Source organism: Amycolatopsis sp. lyj-346, from assembly GCF_046548975.1.
Taxonomy (GTDB): Bacteria; Actinomycetota; Actinomycetes; order Mycobacteriales; family Pseudonocardiaceae; genus Amycolatopsis.
In genome coordinates, this window is the sequence record NZ_JAJPWT010000033.1 from 1 (window position 1) to 26,082 (window position 26,082).

27 protein-coding genes and 2 pseudogenes are annotated in these 26,082 nt (G+C 72.0%); 11 read left to right on the forward strand and 18 right to left on the reverse strand.

Features of this window, described 5'->3' with window-relative positions:
• From ACLJQE_RS44100 to ACLJQE_RS44120, 5 genes and pseudogenes are all read right to left on the reverse strand, one after another.
• Positions 1-289: pseudogene (locus ACLJQE_RS44100) on the reverse strand (Crp/Fnr family transcriptional regulator); the annotation flags it as partial.
• Between the two features lie 13 nt (positions 290-302).
• Complete coding sequence (locus tag ACLJQE_RS44105; RefSeq protein WP_410645837.1) at positions 303-1,421, reverse strand: family 2 encapsulin nanocompartment cargo protein terpene cyclase; 1,119 nt, start codon at positions 1,419-1,421, stop codon at positions 303-305.
• 10 nt (positions 1,422-1,431) lie between these two features.
• Positions 1,432-2,283, reverse strand: a complete 852-nt coding sequence (locus ACLJQE_RS44110; RefSeq protein WP_410645838.1) for a geranyl diphosphate 2-C-methyltransferase — start codon at positions 2,281-2,283, stop codon at positions 1,432-1,434.
• Positions 2,284-2,517: 234 nt separating this feature from the next.
• Positions 2,518-4,017, reverse strand: coding sequence for a multicopper oxidase family protein (locus ACLJQE_RS44115; protein WP_410645839.1), 1,500 nt, complete (start codon positions 4,015-4,017; stop codon positions 2,518-2,520).
• Positions 4,010-4,366: a hypothetical protein gene (locus ACLJQE_RS44120; protein WP_410645840.1), complete on the reverse strand. Its 357-nt coding sequence runs from the start codon at positions 4,364-4,366 to the stop codon at positions 4,010-4,012. Before ACLJQE_RS44120 ends, ACLJQE_RS44115 begins: the two co-directional genes overlap by 8 nt.
• Positions 4,367-4,477: 111 nt before the next feature.
• On the opposite strand from ACLJQE_RS44120, the gene ACLJQE_RS44125 reads away from it, so the two are divergent.
• The gene (locus ACLJQE_RS44125; protein ID WP_410645841.1) at positions 4,478-5,359 is read left to right on the forward strand and encodes a LysR family transcriptional regulator; all 882 of its coding nucleotides are present in this window, start codon (positions 4,478-4,480) and stop codon (positions 5,357-5,359) included.
• Here the strand turns inward: ACLJQE_RS44125 and ACLJQE_RS44130 are convergent.
• From ACLJQE_RS44130 to ACLJQE_RS44150, 5 genes are all read right to left on the reverse strand, one after another.
• Complete coding sequence (locus tag ACLJQE_RS44130) at positions 5,328-6,158, reverse strand: carbohydrate ABC transporter permease (RefSeq protein WP_410645842.1); 831 nt, start codon at positions 6,156-6,158, stop codon at positions 5,328-5,330. The genes ACLJQE_RS44125 and ACLJQE_RS44130 overlap by 32 nt on opposite strands.
• Complete coding sequence (locus tag ACLJQE_RS44135) at positions 6,155-7,060, reverse strand: carbohydrate ABC transporter permease (RefSeq protein ID WP_410645843.1); 906 nt, start codon at positions 7,058-7,060, stop codon at positions 6,155-6,157. Before ACLJQE_RS44135 ends, ACLJQE_RS44130 begins: the two co-directional genes overlap by 4 nt.
• Complete coding sequence (locus ACLJQE_RS44140; protein ID WP_410645844.1) at positions 7,057-8,382, reverse strand: extracellular solute-binding protein; 1,326 nt, start codon at positions 8,380-8,382, stop codon at positions 7,057-7,059. The genes ACLJQE_RS44135 and ACLJQE_RS44140 overlap by 4 nt, the downstream gene beginning before the upstream one ends.
• Before the next feature lie 64 nt (positions 8,383-8,446).
• Entirely contained in the window at positions 8,447-9,235 is a 789-nt protein-coding gene (locus ACLJQE_RS44145; RefSeq protein WP_410645845.1) for a DUF3152 domain-containing protein, read from the reverse strand.
• 793 nt (positions 9,236-10,028) lie between these two features.
• Positions 10,029-11,039 (reverse strand): polysaccharide deacetylase family protein, encoded by a 1,011-nt coding sequence (locus ACLJQE_RS44150; protein WP_410645846.1) that lies wholly within the window; start codon positions 11,037-11,039, stop codon positions 10,029-10,031.
• A 432-nt stretch (positions 11,040-11,471) separates the two neighbouring features.
• On the opposite strand from ACLJQE_RS44150, the gene ACLJQE_RS44155 reads away from it, so the two are divergent.
• Positions 11,472-12,176, forward strand: a complete 705-nt coding sequence (locus ACLJQE_RS44155) for a hypothetical protein (RefSeq protein WP_410645847.1) — start codon at positions 11,472-11,474, stop codon at positions 12,174-12,176.
• Between the two features lie 150 nt (positions 12,177-12,326).
• Here the strand turns inward: ACLJQE_RS44155 and ACLJQE_RS44160 are convergent, their stop codons facing one another.
• Both ACLJQE_RS44160 and ACLJQE_RS44165 read right to left on the reverse strand, forming a co-directional pair.
• Positions 12,327-12,797 (reverse strand): hypothetical protein, encoded by a 471-nt coding sequence (locus ACLJQE_RS44160; RefSeq protein ID WP_410645848.1) that lies wholly within the window; start codon positions 12,795-12,797, stop codon positions 12,327-12,329.
• An 873-nt stretch (positions 12,798-13,670) separates the two neighbouring features.
• On the reverse strand, positions 13,671-14,021 hold the full coding sequence (locus ACLJQE_RS44165) for a WGxxGxxG family protein (protein WP_410645849.1): 351 nt from the start codon (positions 14,019-14,021) through the stop codon (positions 13,671-13,673).
• A 277-nt stretch (positions 14,022-14,298) separates the two neighbouring features.
• Here ACLJQE_RS44165 and ACLJQE_RS44170 point away from each other — a divergent pair, with 277 nt between their 5' ends.
• The 3 genes from ACLJQE_RS44170 to ACLJQE_RS44180 all read left to right on the forward strand — a co-directional run bounded on the left by ACLJQE_RS44170 (position 14,299) and on the right by ACLJQE_RS44180 (position 15,985).
• Entirely contained in the window at positions 14,299-14,640 is a 342-nt protein-coding gene (locus ACLJQE_RS44170) for a hypothetical protein (RefSeq protein WP_410645850.1), read from the forward strand.
• A 298-nt stretch (positions 14,641-14,938) separates the two neighbouring features.
• A complete protein-coding gene (locus tag ACLJQE_RS44175; protein WP_410645851.1) occupies positions 14,939-15,313 on the forward strand; it encodes a hypothetical protein in 375 nt (124 codons plus the stop codon).
• A 318-nt stretch (positions 15,314-15,631) separates the two neighbouring features.
• Positions 15,632-15,985 carry a hypothetical protein gene (locus ACLJQE_RS44180; RefSeq protein WP_410645852.1) on the forward strand — a complete coding sequence of 118 codons (354 nt, stop codon included), beginning with the start codon at positions 15,632-15,634 and terminating at the stop codon, positions 15,983-15,985.
• A 65-nt stretch (positions 15,986-16,050) separates the two neighbouring features.
• Here ACLJQE_RS44180 and ACLJQE_RS44185 read toward each other — a convergent pair whose 3' ends face one another.
• Complete coding sequence (locus tag ACLJQE_RS44185; RefSeq protein WP_410645853.1) at positions 16,051-17,148, reverse strand: AI-2E family transporter; 1,098 nt, start codon at positions 17,146-17,148, stop codon at positions 16,051-16,053.
• A gap of 128 nt (positions 17,149-17,276) precedes the next feature.
• Between ACLJQE_RS44185 and ACLJQE_RS44190 the strand changes: the two genes are divergently transcribed.
• Complete coding sequence (locus tag ACLJQE_RS44190; protein WP_410645854.1) at positions 17,277-18,218, forward strand: glycoside hydrolase family 43 protein; 942 nt, start codon at positions 17,277-17,279, stop codon at positions 18,216-18,218.
• Between the two features lie 79 nt (positions 18,219-18,297).
• Complete coding sequence (locus tag ACLJQE_RS44195) at positions 18,298-19,266, forward strand: hypothetical protein (protein WP_410645855.1); 969 nt, start codon at positions 18,298-18,300, stop codon at positions 19,264-19,266.
• A 3-nt stretch (positions 19,267-19,269) separates the two neighbouring features.
• Here the strand turns inward: ACLJQE_RS44195 and ligD are convergent, their stop codons facing one another.
• Both ligD and ACLJQE_RS44205 read right to left on the reverse strand, forming a co-directional pair.
• Complete coding sequence (gene ligD, locus ACLJQE_RS44200) at positions 19,270-21,279, reverse strand: DNA ligase D (RefSeq protein ID WP_410645856.1); 2,010 nt, start codon at positions 21,277-21,279, stop codon at positions 19,270-19,272.
• Positions 21,280-21,382: 103 nt separating this feature from the next.
• Positions 21,383-21,940: a TetR/AcrR family transcriptional regulator gene (locus ACLJQE_RS44205; protein WP_410645857.1), complete on the reverse strand. Its 558-nt coding sequence runs from the start codon at positions 21,938-21,940 to the stop codon at positions 21,383-21,385.
• Positions 21,941-22,062: 122 nt separating this feature from the next.
• On the opposite strand from ACLJQE_RS44205, the gene ACLJQE_RS44210 reads away from it, so the two are divergent.
• A complete protein-coding gene (locus ACLJQE_RS44210; RefSeq protein ID WP_410645858.1) occupies positions 22,063-22,767 on the forward strand; it encodes an alpha/beta fold hydrolase in 705 nt (234 codons plus the stop codon).
• Between the two features lie 37 nt (positions 22,768-22,804).
• On the forward strand, positions 22,805-23,422 hold the full coding sequence (locus ACLJQE_RS44215) for a class I SAM-dependent methyltransferase (RefSeq protein ID WP_410645859.1): 618 nt from the start codon (positions 22,805-22,807) through the stop codon (positions 23,420-23,422).
• On the opposite strand, the gene ACLJQE_RS44220 is transcribed toward ACLJQE_RS44215, so the two are convergent.
• Positions 23,415-24,140, reverse strand: a complete 726-nt coding sequence (locus ACLJQE_RS44220; RefSeq protein WP_410645863.1) for an HAD family hydrolase — start codon at positions 24,138-24,140, stop codon at positions 23,415-23,417. The two genes, ACLJQE_RS44215 and ACLJQE_RS44220, sit on opposite strands and share 8 nt — an antisense overlap.
• A 24-nt stretch (positions 24,141-24,164) precedes the next feature.
• On the opposite strand from ACLJQE_RS44220, the gene ACLJQE_RS44225 reads away from it, so the two are divergent.
• Complete coding sequence (locus ACLJQE_RS44225; protein ID WP_410645860.1) at positions 24,165-24,809, forward strand: hypothetical protein; 645 nt, start codon at positions 24,165-24,167, stop codon at positions 24,807-24,809.
• Between the two features lie 25 nt (positions 24,810-24,834).
• Here ACLJQE_RS44225 and ACLJQE_RS44230 read toward each other — a convergent pair whose 3' ends face one another.
• Positions 24,835-25,281, reverse strand: a complete 447-nt coding sequence (locus ACLJQE_RS44230) for a DUF4383 domain-containing protein (protein WP_410645861.1) — start codon at positions 25,279-25,281, stop codon at positions 24,835-24,837.
• A gap of 149 nt (positions 25,282-25,430) precedes the next feature.
• On the opposite strand from ACLJQE_RS44230, the gene ACLJQE_RS44235 reads away from it, so the two are divergent.
• Positions 25,431-25,589, forward strand: a complete 159-nt coding sequence (locus tag ACLJQE_RS44235; RefSeq protein WP_410645862.1) for a hypothetical protein — start codon at positions 25,431-25,433, stop codon at positions 25,587-25,589.
• 2 nt (positions 25,590-25,591) lie between these two features.
• Here the strand turns inward: ACLJQE_RS44235 and ACLJQE_RS44240 are convergent.
• A pseudogene (locus tag ACLJQE_RS44240) lies at positions 25,592-26,082 on the reverse strand (DUF2188 domain-containing protein); the annotation flags it as partial.

Here is a 26,082-nt window from a genome sequence, read left to right on the forward strand (position 1 = left end):
GGGCGAGTTCGCCGAGTTCGGGGGGGATGACGCGGACTTGGGTGCCGGTGGTGGTGAAGGTGACGCGGCCGTCGCCGACGGCGTAGGAGAGGCGGCGGTTGACTCGGTAGGCTCCGCCGGAGACTTCAACCCAGGGCAGGAGTTTGAGCAGCCAGCGGGAGGAGATGCCCTGCATCTGGGGGACGGACTTCGTGGTTGTGGCGAGGGTGCGGGCGGCTGCCCGTCCCAGGCTGGAGGGCACTTGCTCGGATTCCACCTGCTCGGATTCCACGGGATCGGTGACAGTCACAACGAAACCCCAATCACTGGTAGCGGGGATTGGTGGCGTGCCAGGTGAAGCCGCCACCCATCCAGGAACGGACGCCCACGAGGAACCGCTGCAGCTCCGGCGACGGCACGGCCAGCAGCTCGCGGTGGCCGTCCTCGAACTCGTGGACGATCTTGTTGTGCAGTTCGACGGTGGCCTCGACCGCCTCTTCGACCGGGCAGTCCCGGTCGGCGGCGATCTGCAGCACCATGTTGCAGACCGGTTTCTCGTCGGCCGCGTCCTTGGCGACCGAGTGGAGGTCGTTGACCAGCACCGACGCCGTCCCGGCGCGCATCATCGCCTCGCGCACGCGCGGGTCGTAGTAGAACGGCGCGGCCAGCTCGTACCCGCCGACGGCGTCGACGAGGGTCATCGACGTGTAGAAGCTGTCGTGCTGGCGGGCCGCCAGGTACTCCCACGCCGGTGGGTACCGCCCGGTGTGGCGCCAGGCCGCGTAGGCGTCCCAGCTGACGAACATCGAGAACGTCGCGTAGCAGACGCGCTGCACGAGCACCGGCGAGCCGTGCCGGCCCAGGTGGTCGACGGCCGAGTGCAGCCCGACGAGGATCGGGTCGGCGCGCAACGCCTCGGCCAGGGGAGCGGAGAACTCCCCGGCCGGGGCGACCGGGTCCATCGCGGCCATCACCAGCGCCAGCCGCGGCGGGAGCTCGGTGGGCGCCGCGCCGAGCGTGCTGTCGTCGGCGTAGTAGTCGTCGGCCGCCCACCAGACCGCGTTGAGCTGCGCCGCGACGAGCAGCCGGTCCGGGTCGTCGCAGTCGGGGTGGGCGAGCATCGCCAGCCTGCCGAACCCGGCCCCGGCGATCTGCTCCAGGCCCTTGCCGGTGAACCCGCAGCCGTCCGCCCAGCGGACCAGCCGCCGGTCGACCTCGGCGGCCAGGCCGTCGTCGACGCGGCCCGCGACCGGGCAGTACAGCGGCGACGCGCTGCCATCACCCCACGGCAGGTACGCGTACGCCGGGTCCTGCCCGGGCGACGGCGCGAACTGGGTCGCGATCCGCGCCGCCGACGTCCCGAGCCCGAACGGGCCCGACGGCTGCCCGGCCGCCCCGGCGGTCCACTGTGGACACACTGCCTTGCTGCTCTCCCCGGTCACCCCGCCCGCCTCAGACGCGGTCGGCGGCGATCAGCAGGTAGTGGAAACTGCCTTCGCGGTAGGCGGTCAGGAACGGCTTTTCGACGCCGGTGGCGACCGGCGACTTCTCCCGCAGCTCCCAGTAGGGGATCGTGGCCGCGGTCAGGTCGACGACGTTGATCGGCACGAACCCGTTGGCGGCCAGCGCCTTGAAGTAGTCGCCCCGCGCGTGGATGTTGCAGATGTAGTGCTGGTCGATCTGGCTGACCGCGCGCGACCGGCCGCCCGTGACGTCGTTGTAGCACCCGGTGATCGTCACGTACCGGCCGCCGGGCTTGAGCTGCCGCGCGTGCTCGGCGAACAGGTCGTTCAGGTCCACGTACATCGTGCTCTCGTTGTTCCAGATGCCCTGGAACGCCCCGGATTCGAAGCCGGTGTCGAGCATGTTCCGCAGGTGGTAGCGCACCGAGCCGTCGATCCCGCGCTGCCGCACGTGCGCGTTGGCGAACCCGACCTGCTGTTCCGAAATGGAGATGCCGTCGACCTGGCAGCCGAACCGCAGGTGGGCCATGACGCTCGTGCCGCCGCGGCCGCAGCCGGCGTCGAGCAGCCGGTCCTCCGGCGCGATCGGGCCGAGGTGGTCGAGGAGGACGTCGGCCTGCGCGGTTTCGAGCCGGTGCATCTCGGCGATGATCGCTTCGTCGCGCTGGGCGGCCGGGGTTTCGAGCACCGCCGGGTCGTAGTCGCCGAGGCCGTAGTGGTGGTGGTAGAGACCGTCGACGTCGCCCAGCCGGAGGTTCACCGGATCCTTCTCCGCGTTCCAGTAGTCGGCGACCGACTGCTGGTACGCGGTCCGGGTCACGGGCTTCTCGAGAGCGGTCATCGATGGCACTCCTTGTTCGTTTCCTTGACAGGAAAGGAAACCGTCAGTGGTCTTCCCTTACCTCAAGACGCTAGTGGCGGAAGTTTCGCAGGGACAAGGAGCTTCACTCCGGTTTCGAACTCGTTGCCCGTCCGGCCCAGCAGGGCCTGCGCCGGAGGTGGCCGCTGCCGGGCCGCCGACCCTCGTTCGAGATCGACAACGACACGACCGGGTGACGAGGCGCGACAGCCCGTGTCAGGTGATTTCGAGGTTCGCCATCATGCCCATGTCCTCGTGTTCGGCGTTGTGGCAGTGGAAAAGGTAGCGGCCGCGGTAGCCGTCGAAGCGGGTGACGATCTCCGCCGCCTCCCCCGGCCGCAGTGAAACGGTGTCCTTGAGCCCGGCGTCGTGCGGCAGCGGCGGCCGCCCGCCGCGCGAAAGCACGCGGAAACCGGCCAGGTGCAGGTGAACCGGGTGGTGGACGTCGGCGACGAGCCGCCACACCTCGACGTCGCCGAGGCCGACGGTGACGTCCGTGCGGGCCGGGTCGAACGGCCGCCCGTCGATCAGCCAGCCGTGTCCGCCGTGCATCCGACCGGCGCGGAAGGAGAAGTCGCGCACCCGGACGGGCCGGTCCCACGACGGCAGATCCGTCGACAGCACCGCGGGCACCCGGCTGTCGTCGCGGGCGCGGCGCGCGACCCGGAAGGCCATCACCTCGGCGGTGCGCCCGGCACCGAGCCGGTTCAGCAGGCGGACGCGGCCGCCGATCGGGATGCCCGCGAAGTCCATGACGACGTCGTAGCGTTCGGCCGGGCCGATCGGCAGGGTCGCGTGGGTGACCGGAGCGGCGAGCAGCCCCTGGTCCGCGCCGATCTGGACGAGCGGGAGCCGCCGCCCGTCGTCGGTGACCGCCTCGAGTTCGTAGTGCCGCGCGTTCGACGCGTTGAGGATCCGCAGCCGGTACCGGGCCGCGTCGACCTCGTGCACCGGCCACGGCGCGCCGTTGACCAGGATGACGTCGCCGAGCACCCCGCCAAGGAAGCTCTCCCGCACGCCCGGCCGTTCCCGCAGCGTGCCGTCCACTGACGGGTAGTCGAGGCTGCCGTCCGCGGCGAACGCGCGGTCGGCGATCAGCAGCGGCAGTTCTCGTGGCCCCGACGGAAGACCGAGTGCTTCTTCGGCGTCGTCGCGCACGATGTGCAGCCCGGCGAGGCCGCGCCAGAGCGCCGGAGCCGTGAAGTCCATCCGGTGGTCGTGGTACCAGAGCAACGACGGCCGCTGGTCGAGCGGGAACGTGTAGGTGCGGGTCAGGCGCGTCCGCACGGCCCGCGGATCGGGCATGGCGTGGTGGGCGGGAGTCCACCCCGCGGGCAGGACCAGGTCGGTCGGGTAGCCGTCGGAGTCCGCCGGCCTCCGCCCGCCGTGCAGGTGGACCACGGTCGGCACGGGCAGCTCGTTGCGGTGGGTCACGGTGATCGGCCGCCCCCGGCGCGACTCGATCATCGGCCCCGGGAACGTGCCGTCGTAGGTCCACATCGGCGTCCGGATCCCCGGCAGGATCTCGACCTCCGCGACGCGCTGGGTGATTTCGTAGCGGCCGGGTGCCACCGGTGACAGCACTCCGGGCAGTGGCAGCGGCACCTGGAAGGCGGGGCGCCGGGACAGCGCGGCCGCGGTGGACAGCCCGGCGGCGGCCAGCAAACCGAAGGCCCCGCCGAGGCGCAGCGCTCCGCGGCGGCTCAGCTCACGCATCGACGGCCCCCAACGGACGGCGCCACACGGCGACGACCAGCGCGACGAGTCCCGCGACGGTCAGCACGCCCAGCGGGAGGTGCAGCCACAACGCGCCGTCCAGCCCGGCGAAGTACTGGACCGTCTCCGCGGCCGCCACGGCCGTCGTCGCGAGGAACGGCCACGCCCGCCGCAGCCGGACCCAGACCACGATCGCGACGATCACCTGCAGGTAGCCGAGTGACGTGACGACGTCGGCCCCGGCCGCGTGCAGGCGCAGGCCGTCGTAGTCGCCGCTGAGGTAGACGCCGGCGAACACCGGCTGGCCGGCGATGGCCACCAGGTGCGCGCCCGCCACGACCCGCAGCACCCAGCCGGCGGGTCTCGTTTCGCTGTGCTTTCCACGATTCGAAGCTATGACTGTGAAGTCATCATGTCTAAGATCAATATCGCTATGCCGTTATGACGCGGGAGGTATGACGTGGACCTGGGGACGCTGCAGCAGTTCCTCGTGGTGGCCCGGCTGGAGCACCTCAGCCGCGCGGCCGAAGAGCTGCGCGTCGCCCAGCCTTCGCTGAGCCGCACCATCGCGCGGCTGGAAACCGAACTGGGCACGCCGTTGTTCGACCGGGCCGGCCGGCTCCGGCTCAACGACGCCGGCCGGCTCTTCCGCGGTTACGTCGAACGCGCACTGGGGGAACTCGACGCGGGACGCCGCGCGGTCGCCGACGCGACGGGCGAAGGGTTCGGCACCGTGCGGCTGGCCTCGGAAACCTTCCTCACGCTCACCCGGCCGCTCGCCGCGTTCAAGCGGGCCCACCCGGACGTCGAGGTCGAGCTGCACCAGCTGCCCGCCGACGCGATGGCGCGGGCCCTGCGAGCCCGGGAAATCGACCTTTGCGTTGCGTCGCAGCCGATTCCCGACGAGGGCCTGGCCGGCGTGCTGCTGCTCGACGAACCGGTGCTGGTGGCCGTACCGCTCGGGCACCGGCTGGCGGACCGCACCTCCGTCACGGTCGAAGACCTGGCCGGCGAGCCGTTCGTCACGGCCCGGCCCGGGCACTGGCACCGCCGGTTGCTCGACCGGCTCTTCGCCGCCCGCGACCTGACGCCGAAGATCGTCTTCGAGGGCGACGAACCCGGCGCCATCCAGGAACTCATCAGCGCGGGCCTGGGCATCGGGCTCAACCCGGCAATGGCCCGCCGCGTCGCCGCGCAGGTACCGGTGGTCTGGATCCCGGTGGACAACCCCGGGTGCCGTCGGGCGATCACCCTGTTCTGGGCCGACGGCGACCGCCTGCCGGCCGCGGCCCGGCTGCTGCGCACCACGCTCACCGACTGGGAGTGGGACCCTCCGTCGTGATGCCGGTGAGGAAGTGGCGCTGGGCCAAGAAGAACACGATGAGCAGCGGCACGGTCGTGATGACGCTCCCGGCCAGCACGATCTCCCACCGCTGCTCGCCCGCCTGGCCGAACTGGTCGGACAGTGCCTTGAGCCCGCGGGGCAGCGTGTACAGCGCCGGGTCGCGCAGGTAGATCAGCGGCTTGAGCAGGTCCGACCAGCTGGCCTTGAGCTCGAACACGAAGCTGACGATCAGCGCCGGGCGGCACAACGGCACCGCGATGCGCCGGAACAGCGTCCAGTGGCTCGCGCCGTCGACGCGCGCGGCCTCGAACACCTCGCGGGGCAGGCCGAGGAAGAACTGGCGCAGCAGGAAGATGTAGAACGCGCTGCCGAAGAGGTTCCCCGCCCACAACGGCACCTGCGTGTGCGCCAGGCCGGCGCTGTTCCAGATCAGGTACACCGGGATCATGGTCACCGCGCCGGGCAGCATCATCGTGGCCAGCACCAGGCCGAAGAGCGCGTTGCGGCCCGGGAAGCGGAAGTAGGCGAAGCCGAACGCGACCAGCGAGCTGGTCAGCGTGACGGCCACGGCCGCCGCGAGCGACACCACGACGCTGTTGGCCAGCCAGGCCGCGACCGGCGCGGCCCGCCAGATCTCGACGTAGTTGTCCCAGGCCCAGGTCCGGGGGATCAGCACGTTGTCGAAGACCTGCGCGCGTGGTTTCACCGACGCGCTCAGCAGCCAGACGAACGGGTAGAGGAACAGCACGGTCGCCGCGGCCAGGCCCGTCCAGCGGGCCACGCGGCGCGCCGTCACCGGTCGCCGCCTTCGTAGTGGACGAACCGGCGGCTCAGCCGGACCTGGACGAGCGTGATCGCCAGGATCACGACGAACAGCAGCCACGCCATCGCCGACGCGTACCCGAGGTGGAGGAACTCGAACGCCTGCCGGAACAGGTGGATCAGGTAGAACAGCGCCGCGTCGTTGCTGTAGGTCGCCGAAGCCGCGGAGCCGTAGAAGGCGGTGTAGGCCTCGTCGAACGACTGCAGGGCCGCGATCGTCTGGACGATCAGGGTGAAGAACAGCGCCCCGCTGATCATCGGGACGGTGATCCGCCGGAACCGCTGCCACGCCGTCGCGCCGTCGAGCTCGGCGGCCTCGTACAGCTCACGCGGCACGCCGCGGAGCGCGGCCAGGTAGATGATCACCGTGCTGCCCACCGACCACAGGTGCATGAGCACCAGCCCCGGCTTGACCCACGGCCCGTCCGTGCTCCACTGCGGGCCGTCGATCCCGACCAGCCCGAGCGCGGCGTTGACCAGCCCGGCCTGGCCGTTGAACAGGATGAGGAACAGCACGCCGACGGCGACCTTGGGGGTGATCTCGGGCAGGTAGAACACCGTGCGGAAGAAGCCGGCCGACCGGCGCCCCGCCCGCGCGAGCAGGGAGGCCAGCGCCAGCGAGACGGCCATCGTGGCCGGCACCGCCATGACGGTGTAGACCAGCGTGTTGCCCAGGCTCGTGCGCACGGCCGGGTCTTCGAGGAGCCGCCGGTAGTTGGCCCAGCCGACGGCGTCCGGCGGCCGCAGCGCGTCGTAGTCGGTGAAGGAGAGCACCAGGCTGGCGATCATGGGGATCGCCATGAAGACGACGAACCCGATCATCCACGGTGACAGGAAGGCATACGCGGCCCAGGCTTCCTTCGTGCGTCGCCTCACCGGGCGGCGTCCAGCGCCCGCTGGGCTTCCTGCTGGCCTTGGCGCAGGGCGTCGGCGGGCTGCTGTTCGCCCGACAGCACCCGGTTGACGGCGTTCTGCCAGGCCGTCTTGAACTCGGAGCCGGCCGGCGACGCCGGCATGGTGAAGGCGCTTTCCTGCGCCCGCAACACCGTCTGCACGGCGGCGTCGAACGCCGGCCGGTCCTTCAGCTGCACGATGCCGCCGAAGATCTCCTGGTCGGCGACGCGGTTGCCGGTGTAGACGCCGGTGAACGCCTTGCCGGCGGTTTTGCGCTTCTCGGCGCGGGCCTTGGCGGCGGCGACCCAGGTCGGCGCGTCGGTCATCGTCTTGATCCAGGCGCAGGCCTGCTCCTTGTGGGTGCTTCCGGCGGGGATCACCCAGGCGCTGCCGGTGACCCAGTCGATTGGGGTGCCGGCGGTGTCGGTGAACGGCGCCGCGGAGACCCGCACGTCGGGGGAGTAGTTGGCGAGGACGTTGAGGTACCAGTCGTCCATCAGGGTGGCCGCCAGCTGCCCCTGCCGGAACGGGTTCTTCTCGCCGAAGAAGTCGAACGAGTCGCGGAAGGCCTTCACCGCGCTCCAGCCGCCCTGGGCGTCGATCAGCGATTTGGCGTACTCGAGGGCGGCGGCCAGCCGCGGGTCGTCGAGGTGCGCGGTGCGGCCGTCGTCGCTGAGCATCTGCACGCCGTTGGCCTTGGCCCACAGCGGGAGGAACTCCGGGATCTTCGGGTCGAACCCGATCCGCGACAGCCCGCTGCCCGTGCGGACGGTGAGCTTCTGCGCGGACGCGGCCAGCTTGGCCCGGTCGGCGGGGGAGAGGTCCTGGGGCGTCAGCCCGCCCGCTTCGACGACGGCGTCGTTCACCAGCAGGACCCGGTTGTCGTAGAACTCGGGCAGGCCGTAGACCTTGCCGTCGAGGGTGACTTCCTTGAGGGCGGCGGGCCGGTACTGGCCGACGTCGATGCGCTGCCGCGCGATGCAGTCGGTGAGCGGCTCGAGGGTGCCGCGCGCGGCGTAGGTGCCGAGCAGCTGCCGGTCGAGGTAGACGAGGTCCGGCGGCGTGTGCGAAGCGACCGAGGCCAGGAACTGCTGGGCGTCGAAGGCACTGCCGCCGATCTTGACGGTGGCCGGCGCGATCGCCTTGCCCGCCAGCTCGGCCCGCGTGGTGGCGATCTCGTCGCCGAGGCCGAACCCCATGGTCGTCAGGGTGGCCGCGGCGCCCGGATCGCCACCGCTGCCGACACCGCCGCAGCCGGCGAGCAACAGGACCACACCGGCACCGGCCAGGATTTTCCGCACCATCGCACACCCCTCCCAGAGAGGCGGCGTGAATACCCGCTGAGGGAGGGGTCCAAACCAGTGCGTGTCAGTGCGGGCCGGCGACCCAGGGGTTGGGGCGGCAGACGGCGCCGTCGGGCCGGACCTTCGCGGCGGCGCCCGGTTCCGCGCGGTTGAGGTTCGCGAGGTAGGTGTTGGAGAGCCCGAAGGTCTGCTGCATCATCACCGGCGCCGGCGCGCCGGAGGCGGGGCAGCCGACGTGGCCGTGGCCGAGGGCGTGGCCCAGCTCGTGGTTGATCGCGTAGGCGCGGTAGCCGGCCAGGTCGCCGTCGTAGGAGTGGGCGCCGCGGAGCCAGCGGGCGAGGTTGACGACGATCCGGTGCTCCCGCGACAGGCGGCACGAGGAGTCGAAGGGGATGCTGAAGCCGCAGAGGTCCGGGCGCCGGGCGGTGCCGGGACTGGTCAGGCTGATCCGGACGTCGGGGGCCCGGTCGGTGTCGCTGTCGCCGACCCGGCGGAAGGTGACGGCGCCCAGCCCGGTCCAGCCACGGGGGTCGGCGAGGATCGTGTCGACGTCGTGGTCGAAGGACGGAAGGTCGACGCCGTCTTCGATTTCGACGGTGTAGGTGAGGACCTTTTCTCCCGTGCCGATGTCTTGTCCGGTACCGGGAACGACGCGCCAGGTCCCCGCACCGGCTTCGGTGACCGGCACACCGGCCGGCAGGGCGGCGGGCTCGGGAGCGGGAGCGGGAGCGGGTGGCGGCGGCGTCGTCTTGACGGCGGGTTGCGCGGCCGCGACCCCGGAGATCCGCCTCGGCTCGGCGGCTTCCGGAGTGAGGAGAAGGGCGACGGCAAGAACAACGGCAAAGACCAGCACAGCCGGCGGCCACCACGCGGCCGGGGCCGGTTCGGGGGCCGGGAGCGGAAGGGGCAGGGTGGGTGGCTCGGGCGTGGCAACGGGAGTGCGGGGCACCCGCGGAGCCGGTGGACCCACCGAGATCGCCGGAGCGACGGAGACGGCGCGGGGTTGCGGCGCGGCCGCGGGGGCGGCCTCGAGGGCGGTCTCGGATGCGGTCTCCGGTGTGGTCTCCGGTGTGGTCTCGGAGGTGGTCTCCGGGACAGGCGGAGCGGTGTTTTCGGTTGAGGTGCCCGACTTCGGCGCGGTCTCCGAGGCCGGCACCAGGTCGGCCGCGTGAACGGGCGTGCCGGCGGGCGGCGCTGCCGGGTCGGCTGAGTCGGTCGGGTCGGCCGGAGCCGCGGGTGCCGCGGAACTCGCCGGCGGCGCGGCCGGAGCGGCGTTCTCGGTCGAGGTGCGCGATCCCGGCGGAGTAACCGGCGCCCGAGCCTCGGTCGCGGCGCGGGGTTCCGGTGTGGATGGGTGGCCCGGTGTTGCCGGAGCCTCGGTGGCGACCTGGGTGGAACCGGCCGGGTGGACCGGAACGGCCGGGATCACCGGAGCCGGAGCCACCCGGGCTACGGCCCCGGCCGAACCCTCAGCTTTCACCTGAAAGCTATCCGGAGGGGCTCCCTCCGGAACACTTTCGGTACGAAAGTGACGCTGGGGGGCCTCGCGGGCCGGCGGGATGCGGGGCGTCCCCGGTGTCCCCTGCGACGGCGCCGGGCGGCGTCGCGGCTGGGGCAGCCAGTCGACGCGGGCCAGTGGGTGGCGTTCAGTAGGCAAGGGCCACGCTCGCACACTCCGGGGCCACCGGGCCCGCGGACCGCGGGTACGACACCGTCGACGGGTCGCCGTCCGAGGTGTAGCGGCGGCTTGAGGCCAGCTCGTCGAGCCAGTGGGAGGATCCGTACTCCGCCTCCGTGCCCGCCGACTGCGAACGGATCCGGGGGATCGACGCGGGGTCGAACCCGGCCGAGCACGGTGACGGCGCCGGGCCGGCCCCCACCAGCAGCGCGCCGCCGTACGCATAGCCCGGGCCCTGCAAGGCCAAGCCGGCGCGGCGCGGGCGGCTTCCGTACGGCAGCGCCAGCGTCTTCGGCTGGTAGCCCGGGACCGCCTGGCGGATCAGCGCGTCCTCCTCGGCGATGGCCGCCGTAGCCGCGCTTTCCGTTGCCGTGCGCAGGTTCGTGTGGCGACGCGTGTGGTTGCCGATCTCGAAGCCGTGCCCGGCCAGCCAGCGCAGCGCACGCCCGTCGGGGTCGCCGCCGAACGGGTGCTCGTTGACGTACAGGCTCGCGACCGGGCGGAACCCCGGGTGCGCCGCCGCGACGTCCAGCAGGATGCGGATCGCCGTGCCCGGCTCCGGTTGTCCCTGGGGCGTCAGGCGGAACACGGTCGGGTCGCCGTCGTCGAACGTCAGGACCACCGGGTGCGCGCCCGCCGGGAGGTCGAGCCGGCGGGAGACCAGTTCCGCGGTGGTGACCGGGACGTAGCCCTCGGCCGCGAGCCGTTCGAGCTCCGCCGTGAAGTCGGCGGGCGTGCGGTCGTAGACCGACCGTGGCTGCGGGACGATGCGGTGGTACATCAGGACCGGCACCCGGCCCAGCTCGTCGGCGCCCACCTGCCGGGCGGCGGCGGGCGTGACGCGCGCGGGTGCCGCGGGTGCCGCGGCGGGCGCCGGATGCGGCGGTGCGGGCGCCGGGGCGACGGGCGCGGGGCCACCGCAGGCCGCCAGCGCGAGGACGGCGGTGAACCCGGCACCGAACCGGAAAAGGCAACGCATGCCCCGAAGTGTGCGTCCGGGCCGCCGCGGGCGCGGGCCGGGCCACCGGGTCGGGTGAGTCCGCAATAGCGTTCCACAGCAGGGAAAGCCGCGTTTCCGCAGGCCGGAGTCATGGCCTCGCGAAGGGCCCCCGCACGATTCGGTGATCGGCGGGAACCGGGTTTGCCGAAGATCACCAACGGGTATTTCCCCGCGATGGTCCCGAAAAAGGCGGTTGCCGCCGAACGAACCTTCGATCGACGCCTGGTCCTCACCGCCGCTCTCGGGGGCTTGGCCACGAGTGCGTGTGGTGCGCTGCAGCGTGGGAGGGCACTGGCCGTGCCGGCCCCGGCCGCCGTCGCGGCACCACCGCCGCCACCGCCCCCGAACCCGCTCGAGAAAGGCCTTCTCGTCGGCTTCTGCGGAGCTCCGGGCGCGAAGGCGCTCGGCCGCATGACCGGCGACCTCACCGAGGCGAGCCACGCGCTCCGCCGCCAGATCGAGACGTTCCCCCCGGGACGCCCGATCACCCCGGTCGTCGAGCTGATCGCCACCACCGTGCACCGCTCGCCCGGTGAGGACGGCATGTTCCGCAGCCGCTGCACGGATGAGACCGTGCGCGACTACCTCGACGCCGCGCGGGCGCTGAACGGACTGCTGCTGCTGAACATCCAGCCCGGCCGCGCCGACTTCCTGCCCGAGGTCCAGGCCTACGAGCGCTGGCTGACCGAGCCCGACGTCGGCGTCGCGCTCGACCCCGAGTGGGCCGTGGAACCGGGCGTCGTCCCCGGCAAGAAGTTCGGCCGCACGACCGGCACCGAACTCGACGGGGTCGCCGGCTATCTCGGGGGCCTGGCCGAGGCGCACCGCCTGCCCGCCAAGGTGATGATCTACCACCAGGTCGCCGCGTCCGTCGTCCGCGACGAGGGCCTTTTGCGGCCGCACCAGGGTGTTTCGGTCGTCAAGGTCGTCGACGGCATCGGTTCGGCCGAGGCCAAGAAGGCGACGTGGAAGACGCTGGTGAAGACCACGCCCGCCCACGTGCGGCCGGGCTTCAAGCTGTTCTTCGAGGAGGACACCCGCCGCGGCGCCGACCTGATGACCCCGGCGGACGTCCTGGCGCTGAACCCCACGCCCGCCTACGTCGTCTACGAATAGCCCCTGCGACGGCGAAAGCCCGGTGCGGTCCGCCGCACCGGGCTTCTTCGGGACCGCAGGAGGTCCTCGTCCGCGAACGACGAAAGCCCGGCGCGGGAGGGGATCCGCGCCGGGCCGTCGCCGGCTTGTCCGTCCGGGGTACCGGCCGGCCTAGCCGACCGGGACGGGCAGCCCGCCGAGAAGGTCGTTCACCAGTGCTGAAAGGCTGATCAGCACGCGCTGCAGCAGCGCGTTGAGCAGGGCCGACACCGGCGGCAGCGACTGGCGGGACGCCAGCTGGCCGGCGAGTTCGTCGACACCCTTGCGTGCCTCGGCGTTGTCCTTCTGCGCGGTGGCCGCGCTGTCCTTCGCCGCGGCCTGGATCGTGTACCGCTTGCCCTGGGCCAGATCGGTGAGCAGCGGATCCAGCTTGCCGAGGGTGGCCTGCGTGCCGGGCACGTCCCCGTTGTCCGCCCGCGACACCAGCTGGTCGCGCAGGCTCTGGACCTCCGCCGCGGCGCTCGTGGTGCTCGACGATCCGCTGCCACCCGGCCCGCCCGCCGTCGCCACGCCCGCCCCCGTCAAGGTCACCGCGGCCGCGGTGACGAACGCCGTGAGCGCTCGGGTCAGTGCACTTTTCATCTCGTACTCCTCCGGATTGTGCGATGCCGACTGCGATCATGGTGAGCGCCGATCGGCGATAGCGCGACTGGATGTCCGGGTGCCGAGCCGGTCGGTTGATTCCACACGGTGTACGGGTCCACGGGTTCCCCGGAACAAACATCGACATCGCGTGAAGTGGCTCTTTGCTGCTTTTGCGCAATGGCTACGATCTGTGATGTCGCCACTCGTCCGTGTCGGTCGATTACGATGGACGGCTGAATCGGCCCGGTTTTCTTTACCGAAGGTGCCAGCAGTACCAGTTCCGGGTGACGCCGGACTTTCACTCGATCGTGAGGTTTAATGGAAGAAAGAATGGGTAATCATGGGCATTTGCCTGGAGTGTGAAAGCCACTCATACGTAGGGTACGGGCAAAAAACACTTCTTGCGCGGCGAGTACCTCGCTAATGTTGATGGCGGTCGCAGGGCCGGTTTTCCGGTTGTTACTGTGGCCTCCTCGGTGCCGAGACCTGACAACTGGGCGCCATTCGGAGAGAAGGAAACGCAGAACGTCCCGACGCCGACGGCGCCGGGACGTTCTGCGCGAAGAGGAGGGGAATCGCGGTGCGGGGCACCAGGGTCACGCGGACACCGGGCGGCGGCCGGACGTGTGGTGCCGACGGCCCGTCCGCGCCTGGTGAGGGCTTGTTGCGCCACGCGGGTGACGCTCAAGCGCCCGGTGACGGCCGAGAGAGCGGTATCGAACGCCCTTGCGCGCCAGGCGAGGACCCGTTGCGCCACACGGTTGGCGTTGAAGCGCCCGGTGGGGACCGAGGCCGCGGTATCGGGAGCCGTTGCGCGCCTGGTGGTGCTCAAGGGCCCGGTGGGGACCGGTTCCGCGATACCGCGAACCCTCAGGCGCCCGGCGGGTTCCGCCGCGGCTCGGCCGGCGGGTACGTGTTCGCCGGCGGCGTTGCCGCCCCCGCGGCCGGGTATCCCGCCATGGCGCCCGCCTTGGGGCCACGCCGCACCAAGCCGGCCAGGCCCAGCAAACCGGCCAGCCCGAGCAGGCCCCAGAGGCCGTTGTCGTCGTTGTCGTCGCGGGCGGTGCCGTCGTTGCCGTCGTTGGTTCCGTCGTCGTCGATCTGCTGGTGCCACGCCGGTGCCGTGAACTCCGGTGCCGCCGAGGCCGGCACCGCTCCCGTCAGCGCGAACGCCGCCGCCGCGATGCCGGCGCAGCACAGCTTGCCTGCCTTGTGGTTCATCTCGGTTCTTCCTCCCGTTCCGGAAATCGGTCGTCCAGGGCGTACCCCCGCGGCCGGCATCCACACCCGCTCTCACGGGAACGGGCGAAGACTTCGCCTCCGGGCCCCGGTTTCCGGCCGGTTTCCGGCCTTTGTAAGATGGTCGCCGGTTCAAGACGGAGCCGTGCAGGGAAACGCCGTGCGCGCACGTCCGCCTCCGGCCGTCCCGCCCCTTCTCAAGCGCAGCAGCGCATCCGAGCCGGGCAATACCGTCCACAAATCGTGGACCGGGGGAGGAATGAACACTGAACTCGTCGTCGCGCCGCTCGGCGCGACGTACACACCACGCCTGATCTGCACCACCGGCGATCGCCTGATCCACCCGGCGGACGGCCGCAACGACCTCGCCAGGATCGTCGTGCGCTGGGCCCGTGCCTGGGTTCCCGAAACCTGGCCCGCCCGCCAGTACTTCGCCGCACTGGGCATCGGTGACGACGAAAACCCTTGCTACCGCGACGAAGACGTCGCCGGATGGCACCTTCTGCAACCGCGGCCCGACTCGCTCGCTTGGCGGGTGCGGTCGGGTGAGATCGACGTGACCACCGCGCTCACGGCCGAAGCCGAGGCCTGGCCCGAATAGGAAATCCCCGCGAAGAGCTCTGCGCCACCCGGCGCAGGGCTCTTTCGCGTGCCTGAAACATCTCTTGCCCCGCAAGCGATATTCAGGGACAGTGGCGGGAACCGATTGGCAGGCAACAGAACCGGGGTGACTAACCCGATCGGACCACACCCGGCGCGGTCAGCGGCCCGCGGCACCCACACGATGGTGGCACAAGGTGGCAACCGTGTCCGGGCATCAGTACGTTTCCCTCACACGGGACGGAGAACACACCTTCACTGCCGTCCCGTTCTCCGAATCGTTCACCGAGGAGCAATCCATGCTGAAGAAGATCGGCTTCGTCACGGCCACCGCGGCAGCCGGCGCCTTCCTGGCCGGCGGCATCGCCGCGGCCGACACCCCGGACGGCCACCACCACCACCACCACGGCCACCACTACGGCGGCTACGACTACACCGGCCAGGTCGGCTTGGTGAACCTGAACAACACCGACGTGCTGCACAACGTCAACGCGGTGCTCGGCGTGTGCGACAACAACGTCAACGTGCTCGGCGTCCAGGTGCCGGTCCAGAACTCGCTCAACGGCATCGGCGTGCCGATCCTGTCGCCGGGCTCGCACGAGGCCAGCGGCGAGAACCCGGAGAACTGCGCCTCGGGCGGCCTGGCCGACGGTGGCACCAGCCAGGGGCACTGAGTTTTCCGTGCCCGGAGCCGCCCGTGCGTGCGGAAGCGAGCTCCGGGCACGGGAATCCGGCCGCCAGTGCCGACGACGCACCACCCGGAACACGGAGCGAGCTGCACACTCCGGTTCCGCGTTCCGGGCACACCGCGTCGCCGGACGGCGCCGCCCCGGGTGGGACCGGCCACAACGCTGGAGAAGTGAGCCGGTCCCATCCGGCCTGAGCGCACCTTAACCGACTTTCCCGGGCCCGGCGAACCGAAGCCGGGCCCGTTGCTTTCCCCGATCCCCCGCCGGACCGTCCGGCGGGTACTCAGAAGGAGTACTTTTTCCGTGATCAAGCAGCTCGGCTTCGTCGCCACCGCTCTCGCCGCCGGGATGGCGGTGCTCGGCGGATCCGCCTCCGCGACCACTGTGGATGTCGCGGGCCACCCGATCGACACCACCGAACAGTTCGGTCTCGTCGGCAACGTGCAGAACCTCGACGCGGTGCACAACCTGAACGTCGTCGGCGGCGTGTGCGACAACAACGTCAACGTCCTCGGCGTCCAGGTGCCGATCCACGACACCGCCAACGGCATCGGCGTGCCGGTGCTCTCCCCGGGCGAGCACGAGGCCGAGGGCCAGAACCCGGACAACTGCGCGGCCGGAGAGATCGCCGACGGCGGGACCGCCCAGGGCAACTGACCCAGGGCAACTGACTCGGGCGGAGCCGGACCGCCGCGTGGGGTGCGCCCCGCGCGGCGGTCTTTTCACGTGCGGTCGAGCCGGTGCACGGCCACTTCCCGCACGACGAGCAGCACCGCGGCCGCGACCGGCACCGCGACGAACGCGCCGACGACGCCGAGCAGTTCGAACCCGAGCAGCACCGCCACGACGGTGACGAGCGCGGGGATCCGGACGGCGCGGCCGACGATCTTCGGCAGCAGCACGTAGTCCTCCACCAGCCGGTAGCCGACGAAGAAGCCGAGGGTCGCGAGCCCGACCGGCACCGACACGGTGAGCGCCACGAGGGTGGTGCCGGCCCCGGCCACCACCGAACCCGCGACCGGCACCAGGTCGAGCACGGCGACGAGCGCGGCGAGCACGAGCGGGTAGGGCACGCCGAACGCCCACAGCCAGGCGAAGGCGGCCACGCCCGCGATCAACGACACGACGACGTTGCCGACGAGGTACGCGCCCACCTTCCGGAAGACCGCGTCGCCGATCAGGATCACCCGCGGCCGCCGCGACCGCGGTGCCAGCCGGTAGAGCGCCGTGCGGATCCGCGGGAAGTCGGCCACGAAGTAGGTGGCGAGCACCACGACGATCACGGCGTCGCCGAGCAGCGCCGCGAACGACTTCGCCACCTCGGACAACCGGACCGCCCGGACGGCGGCTTCGAGACCGAAGGTTGCGTTGGCCTGCCCGAGCAGGGTGCCCTGGTCGCGCAGCAGGGCCAGGTACCGCGGCGCGCCGTTCTGCAGCTGCGTCGCCTGATCGGCCAGGGGGACGGCGGCCGCGGCGACGGCGCCGCCGAGGACGGCCAGCCCGGTCACGACGACCACCGCGGTGGCGAGCGCGCGGGGCACGCGGCGGGCGAGGCGGGCGGTCACCGGCTCGAGCCCCACCGCGAGGAAGAACGCGATGCCGATCAGGAGCAGCACGTCGGAGGCCGCGAGGAGGAGTTCGACGACCGCGACCGTCACGACCACGCCGGCCGCGGCGAGCAGCCCGGTGAAGAACGGCGAGCGGCGGTCGAGCGGCTTCCCCGGGGTGCCCAAGGGCTTTCGCTGCCGGGCCGCCGCGCCCTCGGCCTCGCCGACGGGGTGCCCGGAGCGGTACGCCCCGCGGCCGCTCGTTGCGTGCATGTGTCGGTGGCTACCCCACCCGGCGTGGCCGAATCCACCCGATCCGGGCACGCGGGCAAGTCCACGCTACCCGGTGACGGCCTCGGTCCGGCGTTGCCGGAATCGTTGCGGTACCGGCAAAATCGCCTATGCGCTTCAAAGGTTTACGGCTCGCTCCGGTCATCGCCGTCGCCGCCGCGTTCGCGGTGGCCCCGGAAGCGGCGGCCGTCGGCGCGCCGCGGCTGCTGATCAACCAGGACTTCCCCGACCCGGACGTCGTCAAGACCTCATCGGGCTACGTCGCGTTCTCGACGGGCACGAAGACCACCCGGATTCCGATGGCCAGCGCGGCCGTGGCGGAGGGGCCTTGGCGCGTCGCCGGAGACGCGCTCGGCGCCGTCCCCGCCTGGGCGAAACCGGACGGCGGGTTCTGGGCCCCGGACGTCACGCAGCTGACGGACGGCACGTTCGTGCTGTACTTCGCGGCCGCGCAGACGGCCGGCGGCGAGATGTGCCTCGGCGCGGCGACGGCGAAGAAGGTGGACGGACCGTACACGCCGGCCGGCGACCGGCCGCTGGTGTGCGAGCCGGGTGACCACGGGGACATCGACCCGCAGACGTTCGTCGACGCGGACGGGTCCCGGTACCTGCTCTACAAGAGCGACGGGGCGGCCACCGGGCCGCCGTCGGCGATCTGGGCGCAGAAGCTGCAGGCCGACGGACGCACTCTCGCCGGTCCGCGCACCGAGCTGCTGCGAGCCGATCTCACGGCTGAAAAGTCGATCGTCGAGGCACCCTCGGTGGTGAAGACGGCGTCGCGGTACCTGCTGTTCTACTCCGCGGACACGTTCCAGAGCACGGGCTACCACACGTCTTACGCCTCCGCACCGACACTGGGCGGCGCGTTCGTCAAGGCGGACGCCCCATTCCTGTCGACCGACCTGCTCGGCGGCAAAGTGGACGCCCCGGGCGGCGCCGACGTCGTGGACGGCCACATCTTCTTCCACGGCTGGCTGGCCGGCGGCCGCACGGCGAGGGGCCTGTACGAGCTGCCGATCACCTTCCCGGGTGACGTGCCGCAGCTGGGCTGATGTTGTCACCCACCCGGGTAATGCTCCGGTTGGGCGGCCGGGGGCCGGATATCCGGGGAGCGAGGAACGGAGGAGCGTCATGACGGTGTGGTGGGGATTGGCGGGCTTGCTCGGGCTCCTGGGGTGCTGCGGCTTGCTCCGGAGCCATCGCGCCGACGAACCGGCGATCGAGGACGACCCGCTCGCGCGGTACCCGGTGGCGCGGGAACCGGCCACGCCGAACGCCGACGCGGCGCACACACCGCTGATGACGCCGGCGATCACGCCGGAGATGCTCGCGGGCCCGGCCGGGTCACGGCCGGAAGCTGCGGTGCCGGAGGCGGGGAGCATCGCGGGGGAGATCCCGGCACCGCGGCCACAATCCGGCGGTGGGCAGACGGAAGTGGCGCCGTCCGGGGTTTCCACGGTGCCGCGGGGAGGAGCGCAGCCGCCGACGGAGAAGACGGCTGGTGGTGCGCCGGTGTCTTCGTGGCAGGCTCCGACGGCCGCGGTATCGCGGGGTGGGGGCCAACTGGCGGCGGAGCAGGCGGTTGGTGATCCGCCGGTTTCCGCGGGGCATGTCCCGGTGACCGCGGCATCGCGGGGCGGCGAGCGATTGGCTGCGGAGCCGGGGGTGGGTGGCGCGCCGGTTTCTTCGGGGCAGGCTGCGGTGCCGCGGGCCGTGGCCCGGCCGGCGGCTGCGCCCGCGCCGGAGCGGAGTTTTGCTGCGCCGGGAGCTGTACAGGCGGTCGCTGAACCCGCGGCGGAGCCGGTTTCCGGCGAACCGCCGGAGCAGCCGGCCGAGGCACGGGCTCCGCAGCCGCGGGCCTCCGGCGCTCCGCAGCAGCCGAAGCATGCGCTTCAGGCGGAGGCTCCGGCGCCGGAAACCTCCGGTGTTCCCCAGGCGCGCTCGGCGCCGGAGACCCAGCCGATCCGGAGCCCCGAGCCGGAATCTGCGCCATCCCCGGCGGAACCACAGCAAGCAGAAGCCGCCGCAAGGCCGTCGGCGCCGAAGCCCGTGGTGCGTGGTCCTGTCGGCAGGTTCAACCGGCTCCTGCGGCGGAACTGACCTTCACCCCAGCGGCGCGCTGTCCTCGGCCACCCCGGCGAGCAGGTCGCCGTGGTCCTCGATGCGGTCCAGGACCTCGTCCGCCGAGAACGTCAAGTGCGTGACGTGGCGGCAGGCGCGGACCTCGTCCCACGTCACCGGGGTGGACGCCGTCGGGTGGTCGCGGCCGCGCAGTGAATACGGGGCCACCGTGGTCTTCGCCGGGTTGTTCTGGCTCCAGTCGATGAACACCCGGCCGCTGCGCTGGGCCTTCGCCATCACCGCGGTTACCCCCTCCGGTGTCTCCTTCGCCAGGCGCTGGGCGAGCCGCTTGGCGTACGCCGACGGCGCTGCCGGGTCGTCCGTCCGGATTCCGCAGTAGAGCTGCATCCCCTTGGAACCCGATGTCTTCGCGTACGGTGTCAGCCCGTCGGCCACCAGGAGGTCGTGCAGGCGCTCCGCCACCCGGCAGCAGTCGACGATCGTCGTGCCCGGGCCCGGGTCCAGGTCGAACACCAGCCGGTCCGGCGGCTGCCGGGCGCCCGACTCCACCGTCCACTGGGGCACGTGCAGCTCCAGCGCCGCCATGTTCGCCGCCCACACCAGACCCGGGAGGTCGTCCAGGAGCGGGTAGTCGATCGTGCCGCCCGTGCCGGCCAGGCGCACCGTGCGCAGCCAGTCCGGGGCGCCGTTCGGGACGTTCTTCTCGAACCACTTCTGGCCGTCGACCCCGTGGGGGTAGCGGATGAACGTCACCGGCCGGCCGGCGAGGTGCGGCAGCAGCACCGCCGCGACGCGGGAGTAGTAGTTGATCACCTCGCCCTTGGTGAACCCGTCCGCCGGGTACAGCACCTTGTCCAAATTGGACAGTGTGAGCCGCCGGTTGCCGGCCTGGACGGTGATCCGCTGACCCACCGGCTCAGGCGAAGGGGAAGGAGCAGGCGACGGCGAAGGGGACGATGCCGGTGGTGGGGCAGCGGCGCCGGGCTCGTGCGGGACCGCGCGCGGCGCCAGCACGTCGGCCGGATCCTTGTCGTGGCGCAGGCCCCGCCAGGCGGTGTGGCGGACGCGGCCGCCGCGGGTGAACTGGCGGTAGACGATCTCGCCCACCAGACGTGGCTCCACCCAGCGCGCGCGGGCGATGTCCTCCCGCGGCGGCGTCGTCACGAACGGGTGAGTTCGTCGCTCCAGGGACTCCAGCTGTGCCTGCAGGTCGGCGCGGGAGGCCTGGCTGAACCCGGTGCCGACGTCGCCGATGTAGACCAGGTCGCCGGTGGCGGGGTCGTGCGCGCCGAGCAGCAGGCCGCCGAGGGTGCCGGTGAAGCTGCGCTGACCGGGCCGCCAGCCGCAGACGATCACCTCCTGCGTCCGGACCAGCGGGTGCTTGAGCCACGAATCCGCCCGTTGCCCGGAGTGGTAGGCCGACGAACGCAGTTTCGCGACGACCCCCTCGTACCCGGCGGACGCGGCGTGGGCGAGGAAGTCCGCGGGCGTGCGGCGGTCGGCGGCGAGCTCGTCGAAGGTGACCGCGCGGACCACGGAAACGCGGTACGGATCCGGCATCGGCAGCTCGGCCAGCAGCCGGCGGCGTTCGTCGTACGGCGCGCCCAGCAGGCTCCGGTCCCCGAGCCGGAGCAGGTCGAACGCGAGGAACCGGACCGGGACGTCCTTGAACTCGAGCCCCTTCGGCCCGCTCTGGTGCCGGACGTAGCGGCCGCGGCGTTCCTGCATGCGCTCGAAGTCGGCCCGGCCGTCGTCGCCGTAGACGACGACCTCGCCGTCCAGGTAGGCGGCCCGGCCGTCCAGCGCGGGGGTGAGCACGCCGGCGAGGTCGGCGAATTCGGCGGTGAAGTCGATGTTGTTGCGGCTGGTGAGCACGGTGGTGCCGTCCGGGGCGATCCGCATGGCCGCCCGGTAACCGTCCAGTTTGTACTCGTAGGCCCATTCCGGGCCGGTGCGCAGCCGTCCGCCGTCGGCCTTGGCGAGCATCGGCTCCACCCAGGCCGGGACGTGCGTCGCGTCGTCTGCCGCCATTTTCGGACCTCCGTCACCTTACGTGCCCAAGGTAACCCGATCGGCCTAGATTTGCCGGGTTTTTGCAGGTGAACGCGACTTGAACGCCTGTTCGGCGCGCCGTTCAGGCGGGGAGGAAGTCCTCCACGGCCCGGCGCAGGGTCGCCCGCACCTTCCCGGCGTCGTCGAGTTCGCCGCCGTGCAAGGCGCCGTCGCGCAGCAGCACGAGCACCCGGGCCGCGTGGTCCGGATCCGGGTGCCCGAGGGTCGCCGTCTGCTCGCGCAGGACGTCGAAGAACCACTGCCGGTGGTCGTCGATGACCTGGCGGACCCGGTTCGCGGGATCGGGGTATTCGGCGGCGGCGTTGAGGAACTGGCAGCCGCGGAAGTCTTCGCCGCACGTCGCGTCGCCGACCACCGCCATGGCTTCGGCCAGCCCCTCGCGCGGCGGCTTGCCCGCCCGCGCCGCGTCGACGGCCGCGCGGATCTGCCGGCTGGTCTCGGTCAGGTAGGCCGCCACCAGGTCGTCCTTCGTCGGGTAGTGCCGGTAGAAGGTCGCCCGGGTCACGGCCGCTTCGGAGACCAGGCGTTCCACCCCGACCGCGTGGATGCCCTCGGCGTAGAAGAGCCGGGCGGCGGTCGCGAGCAGCCGGTCCTTCGGGTGCGGCTCGGCAGTCCTCATCCCGACAGCATAGAGAAAGACCGATCGTTCTGCCAGATCGGCTTCATCACATTGCCACGGCGTCCCGGGCGCGCCAAAGTAGCTAGCAGAAAGACCGATCGTTCTCCCTGAAGGAGCCAGTCATGAGCAAGCCCACCATCGTCCTGGTCCACGGCGCGTTCGCCGACTCGTCCAGCTGGACCGGGGTCGTCGAGAAGCTGCAGGAGCGGGGCTATCCGGTCCTGGCGGTGGCGAACCCGCTGCGTGGCGTCGAGTCGGACGCGGCCTACGTGAAGGACGTCGTCGACAGCGTTCCCGGCCCGGTCGTCCTGGCCGGCCACTCCTACGGCGGCGCCCTGATCACCCGCGCGGCGACCGAGACGCCGAACGTCCACGCCCTGGTCTACATCGCCGCGTTCCAGCCCGACGCGGGCGAGAGCGTGTTCGAGCTGTCCGGCCGCTACCCGGGCGCCAAGCTCGGCCCGGAGACCACGAACGTCCTGGAGCACGACGGCGAGCCCGAGCTGTCGATCAAGCCGGCGGACTTCGCGGAGGTCTTCGCCGCCGACGTCCCCGCGCCCACCGCGGCGATCATGGCCGTGACCCAGCGGCCGGTCGCGCAGCAGGCACTGGCGGCGCCGTTCGAGGGCACCCCGGCGTGGTCGAAGCTGCCGTCGTGGACGCTGGTCGCGAACCAGGACAACGCGATCCCGGCCGCGGCGCAGGAGTTCATGGCCGAGCGCGCATCCTCGACGGTCCGCCGGATCGACGCCTCGCACGCGGTGGCGGTGTCCCAGCCGGAAGCCGTCGCCGAGGTCATCCTGGCCGCGGCGACGCACGTCGAGTGAGTCACTGGCCGAGGGGTTTCGTGCTTCGCTGGGGGACATGACGAAGGCGGAGCGGTGGCGTCGGTACTGGGACCGCAAGTCCACCACCTACGACGCGGAGATGGGCTGCTGGGACCGCCGTCTCTTCGGCGACTCCAGGGAGTGGGCGTGCGGCCAGGCCACCGGCGAGGTCCTGGAGGTCGCGGTCGGGACCGGGCTGAACCTCCCGTGGTACCCCGCGGAGGTGACGCTCACCGGCGTCGACCTCAGCGAGGGGATGCTCGCCATCGCCCGCGATCGCGCTCGCCGGCTCGGCCGTCCGGCGACCCTGCGCGAGGGTGACGCCCACCGGCTGCCCTTTGCCGAGGACTCCTTCGACACCGTGCTGTGCACGTTCGGCCTCTGCGCCATCTCCAGGCCCGCGGCCGCGGTCGGGGAGATGGTGCGGGTGCTGCGCCCGGGCGGGCGGCTGATCCTGGTCGACCACGTCGAGTCGTCGTCGCGGGTCGTGCGGGGCCTGCAGTGGCTGGTCGAGCTGGCGAGCGTGCCCTTGGCAGGCGAGCACTTCCGGCGGCGGCCGTCGAAGCTGGTCGAGGCACTCGGGCTGCCGGTGGAGCGGCGGGAGCGGTTCAAGCTCGGGCTGGTGGAACGGCTGGTGGCCCGCAAGGTCAGCTGAGCAGCACGCTCTCGTCCAGCCCGGCCAGGAGCGCGGCGGCGTCGTCGTAGATCGCGACGGCGCCGGCGTCGGTCAGCTCCGCCGCGCCGATGCCGCCGGAGAGCACCGAGACCGTGCGCACGCCGGCCTTCGTGGCGGCGTGGACGTCCCAGACGGCGTCGCCGACGAAGGTGGCCTCCTCCGGCGCGGTTCCGGCCTTGTCGAGCGCGGCGAACACCGGTTCCGGGTCGGGCTTGGTCGCTTCGACGTCGTCGCCGGAGACGATGCCGTGGACGACGTCGTCGACGTCGAGGACCTTGCGCAGCGCGTCGAGCTCGTCCGGCCCCGCCGACGTCGCCAGCACCACGCGCACCCCGTGCCCGGCCAGGGTGCGGACGAGGTCGCGGGCGCCGTCGAACGGCCGCAGCAGGCCGGCCGCCTCCAGGTAGAAGCGGCTGTGCAGCTCTTTGGCCCGGTCGCCGATGCGGCCGGCGTCTTCTTCGCCCAGCAGGGTGGTCAGCAGCTTGCCCGACCCCTTGCCGATCGCGCGGTGCACGCGCCAGGAGTCGACGTCCCGGTCCAGTGCGTGGAACGCCCGGCGCCAGGCGTGGACGTGGAGGTAGTTGGAGTCGACCAGCGTGCCGTCGACGTCGAACAGGACCGCGGTGGCGATGACAGGCTCCTCGGGTCGGTGCGTTTCCCCGTGCTCCGCGCGGGTATCGGGAGGGGTGGTCCGAATACCCCGGCCCGGAGGGAACTACACATGACCGGCCTCGTCTCCGCGGGCTTCCGCGGGCTGGCGGCCCTGCGGCGCGCCCCGGCCTTCCACCCCGACGGCGTGGTGCTGCGCGGTGAACTCCGGGCGATCGCGGACGACCTGCCGTGGCCGTCCGGGCCGGCTCCCGTGGTCGCGCGGCTGTCCAAGGGAGCAGGCACGCCGGGGCGGCTGCCGGACGCGCTCGGGCTGGCGGTGCGGATCCCCGGCGCGGGCCGCGACGGCGGGCCGTGGGACATCCTGCTGACGACGGCGGGCCGCGGCCACGTCGGGCGGATGCTGCCGCGGCCGGCGGCCTCGTGGACCCGCGGTGCCTACAGCAGCCTGGCGCCGTACCGCCGCGCCGACCGGCTCGTCTGGCTGGGGGCGTGGGCGGAAGCGGAGTCACCGCGGATCGCCGCGTCACTCGACGCGGCACGCGCGGTGGAACGGTGGGAGTTCGTGTTCCGGACCGGCCGGGAAGACGGGCGCTGGTGCGACAGCGCCGTGCTGACGCTGACCGGCCCCGGCGGGGAGGCGCCGTCGTTCGACCCGATGCTGAACCGGCCCGCCGGCCTGGAGTTCGCCCCGGACTGGCTGGGACGGCTGCGGGAGCGGGCCTACGCGGGGAGCCGGGCCGGGCGGCCGTCGTGAACCGGCCGTCCGGCCCGGTGCCCGGTCACCGCGAGTCGGCGACGGGGCTGCGCGTGGCGCCCAGCGGGATCAGGCCGAGCGCGATCATCCCGACGCCCAGGCCGAGGTGCAGCCAGTTGTCGGCGGTGTTGACCGGGACGAAGTTGGCCGCACTGCCGTGGTCGATCACGAGGCCGTAGAGCCACAGGACCAGGTAGATCGCTCCACCGCCGACGAGGAACGCCCGGGCGCCGCTCGCGGTCCGCGCCAGGGCCAGCCCGGCGACGCCGAAGGCGAGGTGCACGATGTTGTGCAGGATCGAAACGGCGAAGATGCCCAGGAGCAGGGCGCCGGACTGGTGGCCGGCAAAGGTCAGCATGTCGTAGTTCGTCGTCACGCCGGGGATGAACCCCAGCACGCCGACCAGCAGGAAAACCACTCCCACGATCGCGGCGAGAAGCTGGCGCGGGGTTCGCCGGACTTCGGTCTCCATCGATGCCATGGTCGCTTCCTCCGAATTCGGTGCGCAGGCCCCTCGGCCGGGGGACCCGCCCGGCGGCATGCCCGGCGACGCGGCGGGCAAACGCGTTTTGCCGCCCGTGCTGCCGGGTATGCCCCGGTTTCGCCCGATCGGAGGAAGCGATGAGCACTCCCGAAATCGACCCCGTGACCGCCGAGAGCATGGAAGCCGACGCCGACATCGGCGGCGAGCACACCGAGCCGACGGTCCGCGACCAGGAACCCCGCGCGAACGACAGCGACGAAGAGGACCCCGACCGCGGGGGCATGCCCCCGGGGTGAGGTCAGGAGCGGGCCCGCGGGTAGGTCCGGCGCTCGCCGATCCGGCCGTCCATCGTGCGGATGAAGTGGGCCGTGCCGCGCTTGATCGCGAGCTTGCGCCCTTCCGCGACGGCGTCGGACTTCGTCTCGGCGCTGCCGGACGCGCGCGTGTTGCCGACGACCTTGTTCTTCCAGACCGAGCCGTCGTGGAACGTCTCGACGTCGCCGTCGGCCGGTTCGAGAGCCGCGGGCTCGCCGCCGGATTCCGGCTGCTGCCCGGCGTGGGTGCCGTAGAGGGCGGGGTCGGGTTTGGGTGCGGTGCCGGGGCCGCCGAGGGGTTGGGGGTCCATGAGGTATTCGATGCCGGCGGCGGTGGTCCAGCTGGATCCTTGGCGCCGTCGGGGCCGTCGGAGAGGTGCCAGATGGTGTGGTTGTGGGTTTGGTCTTCTTCGTCGAGCAGGGCGCCCGGGGCGATGTCTTCTTCGAGGCCGTCGGCTTTGAGTTCTTCGATGGC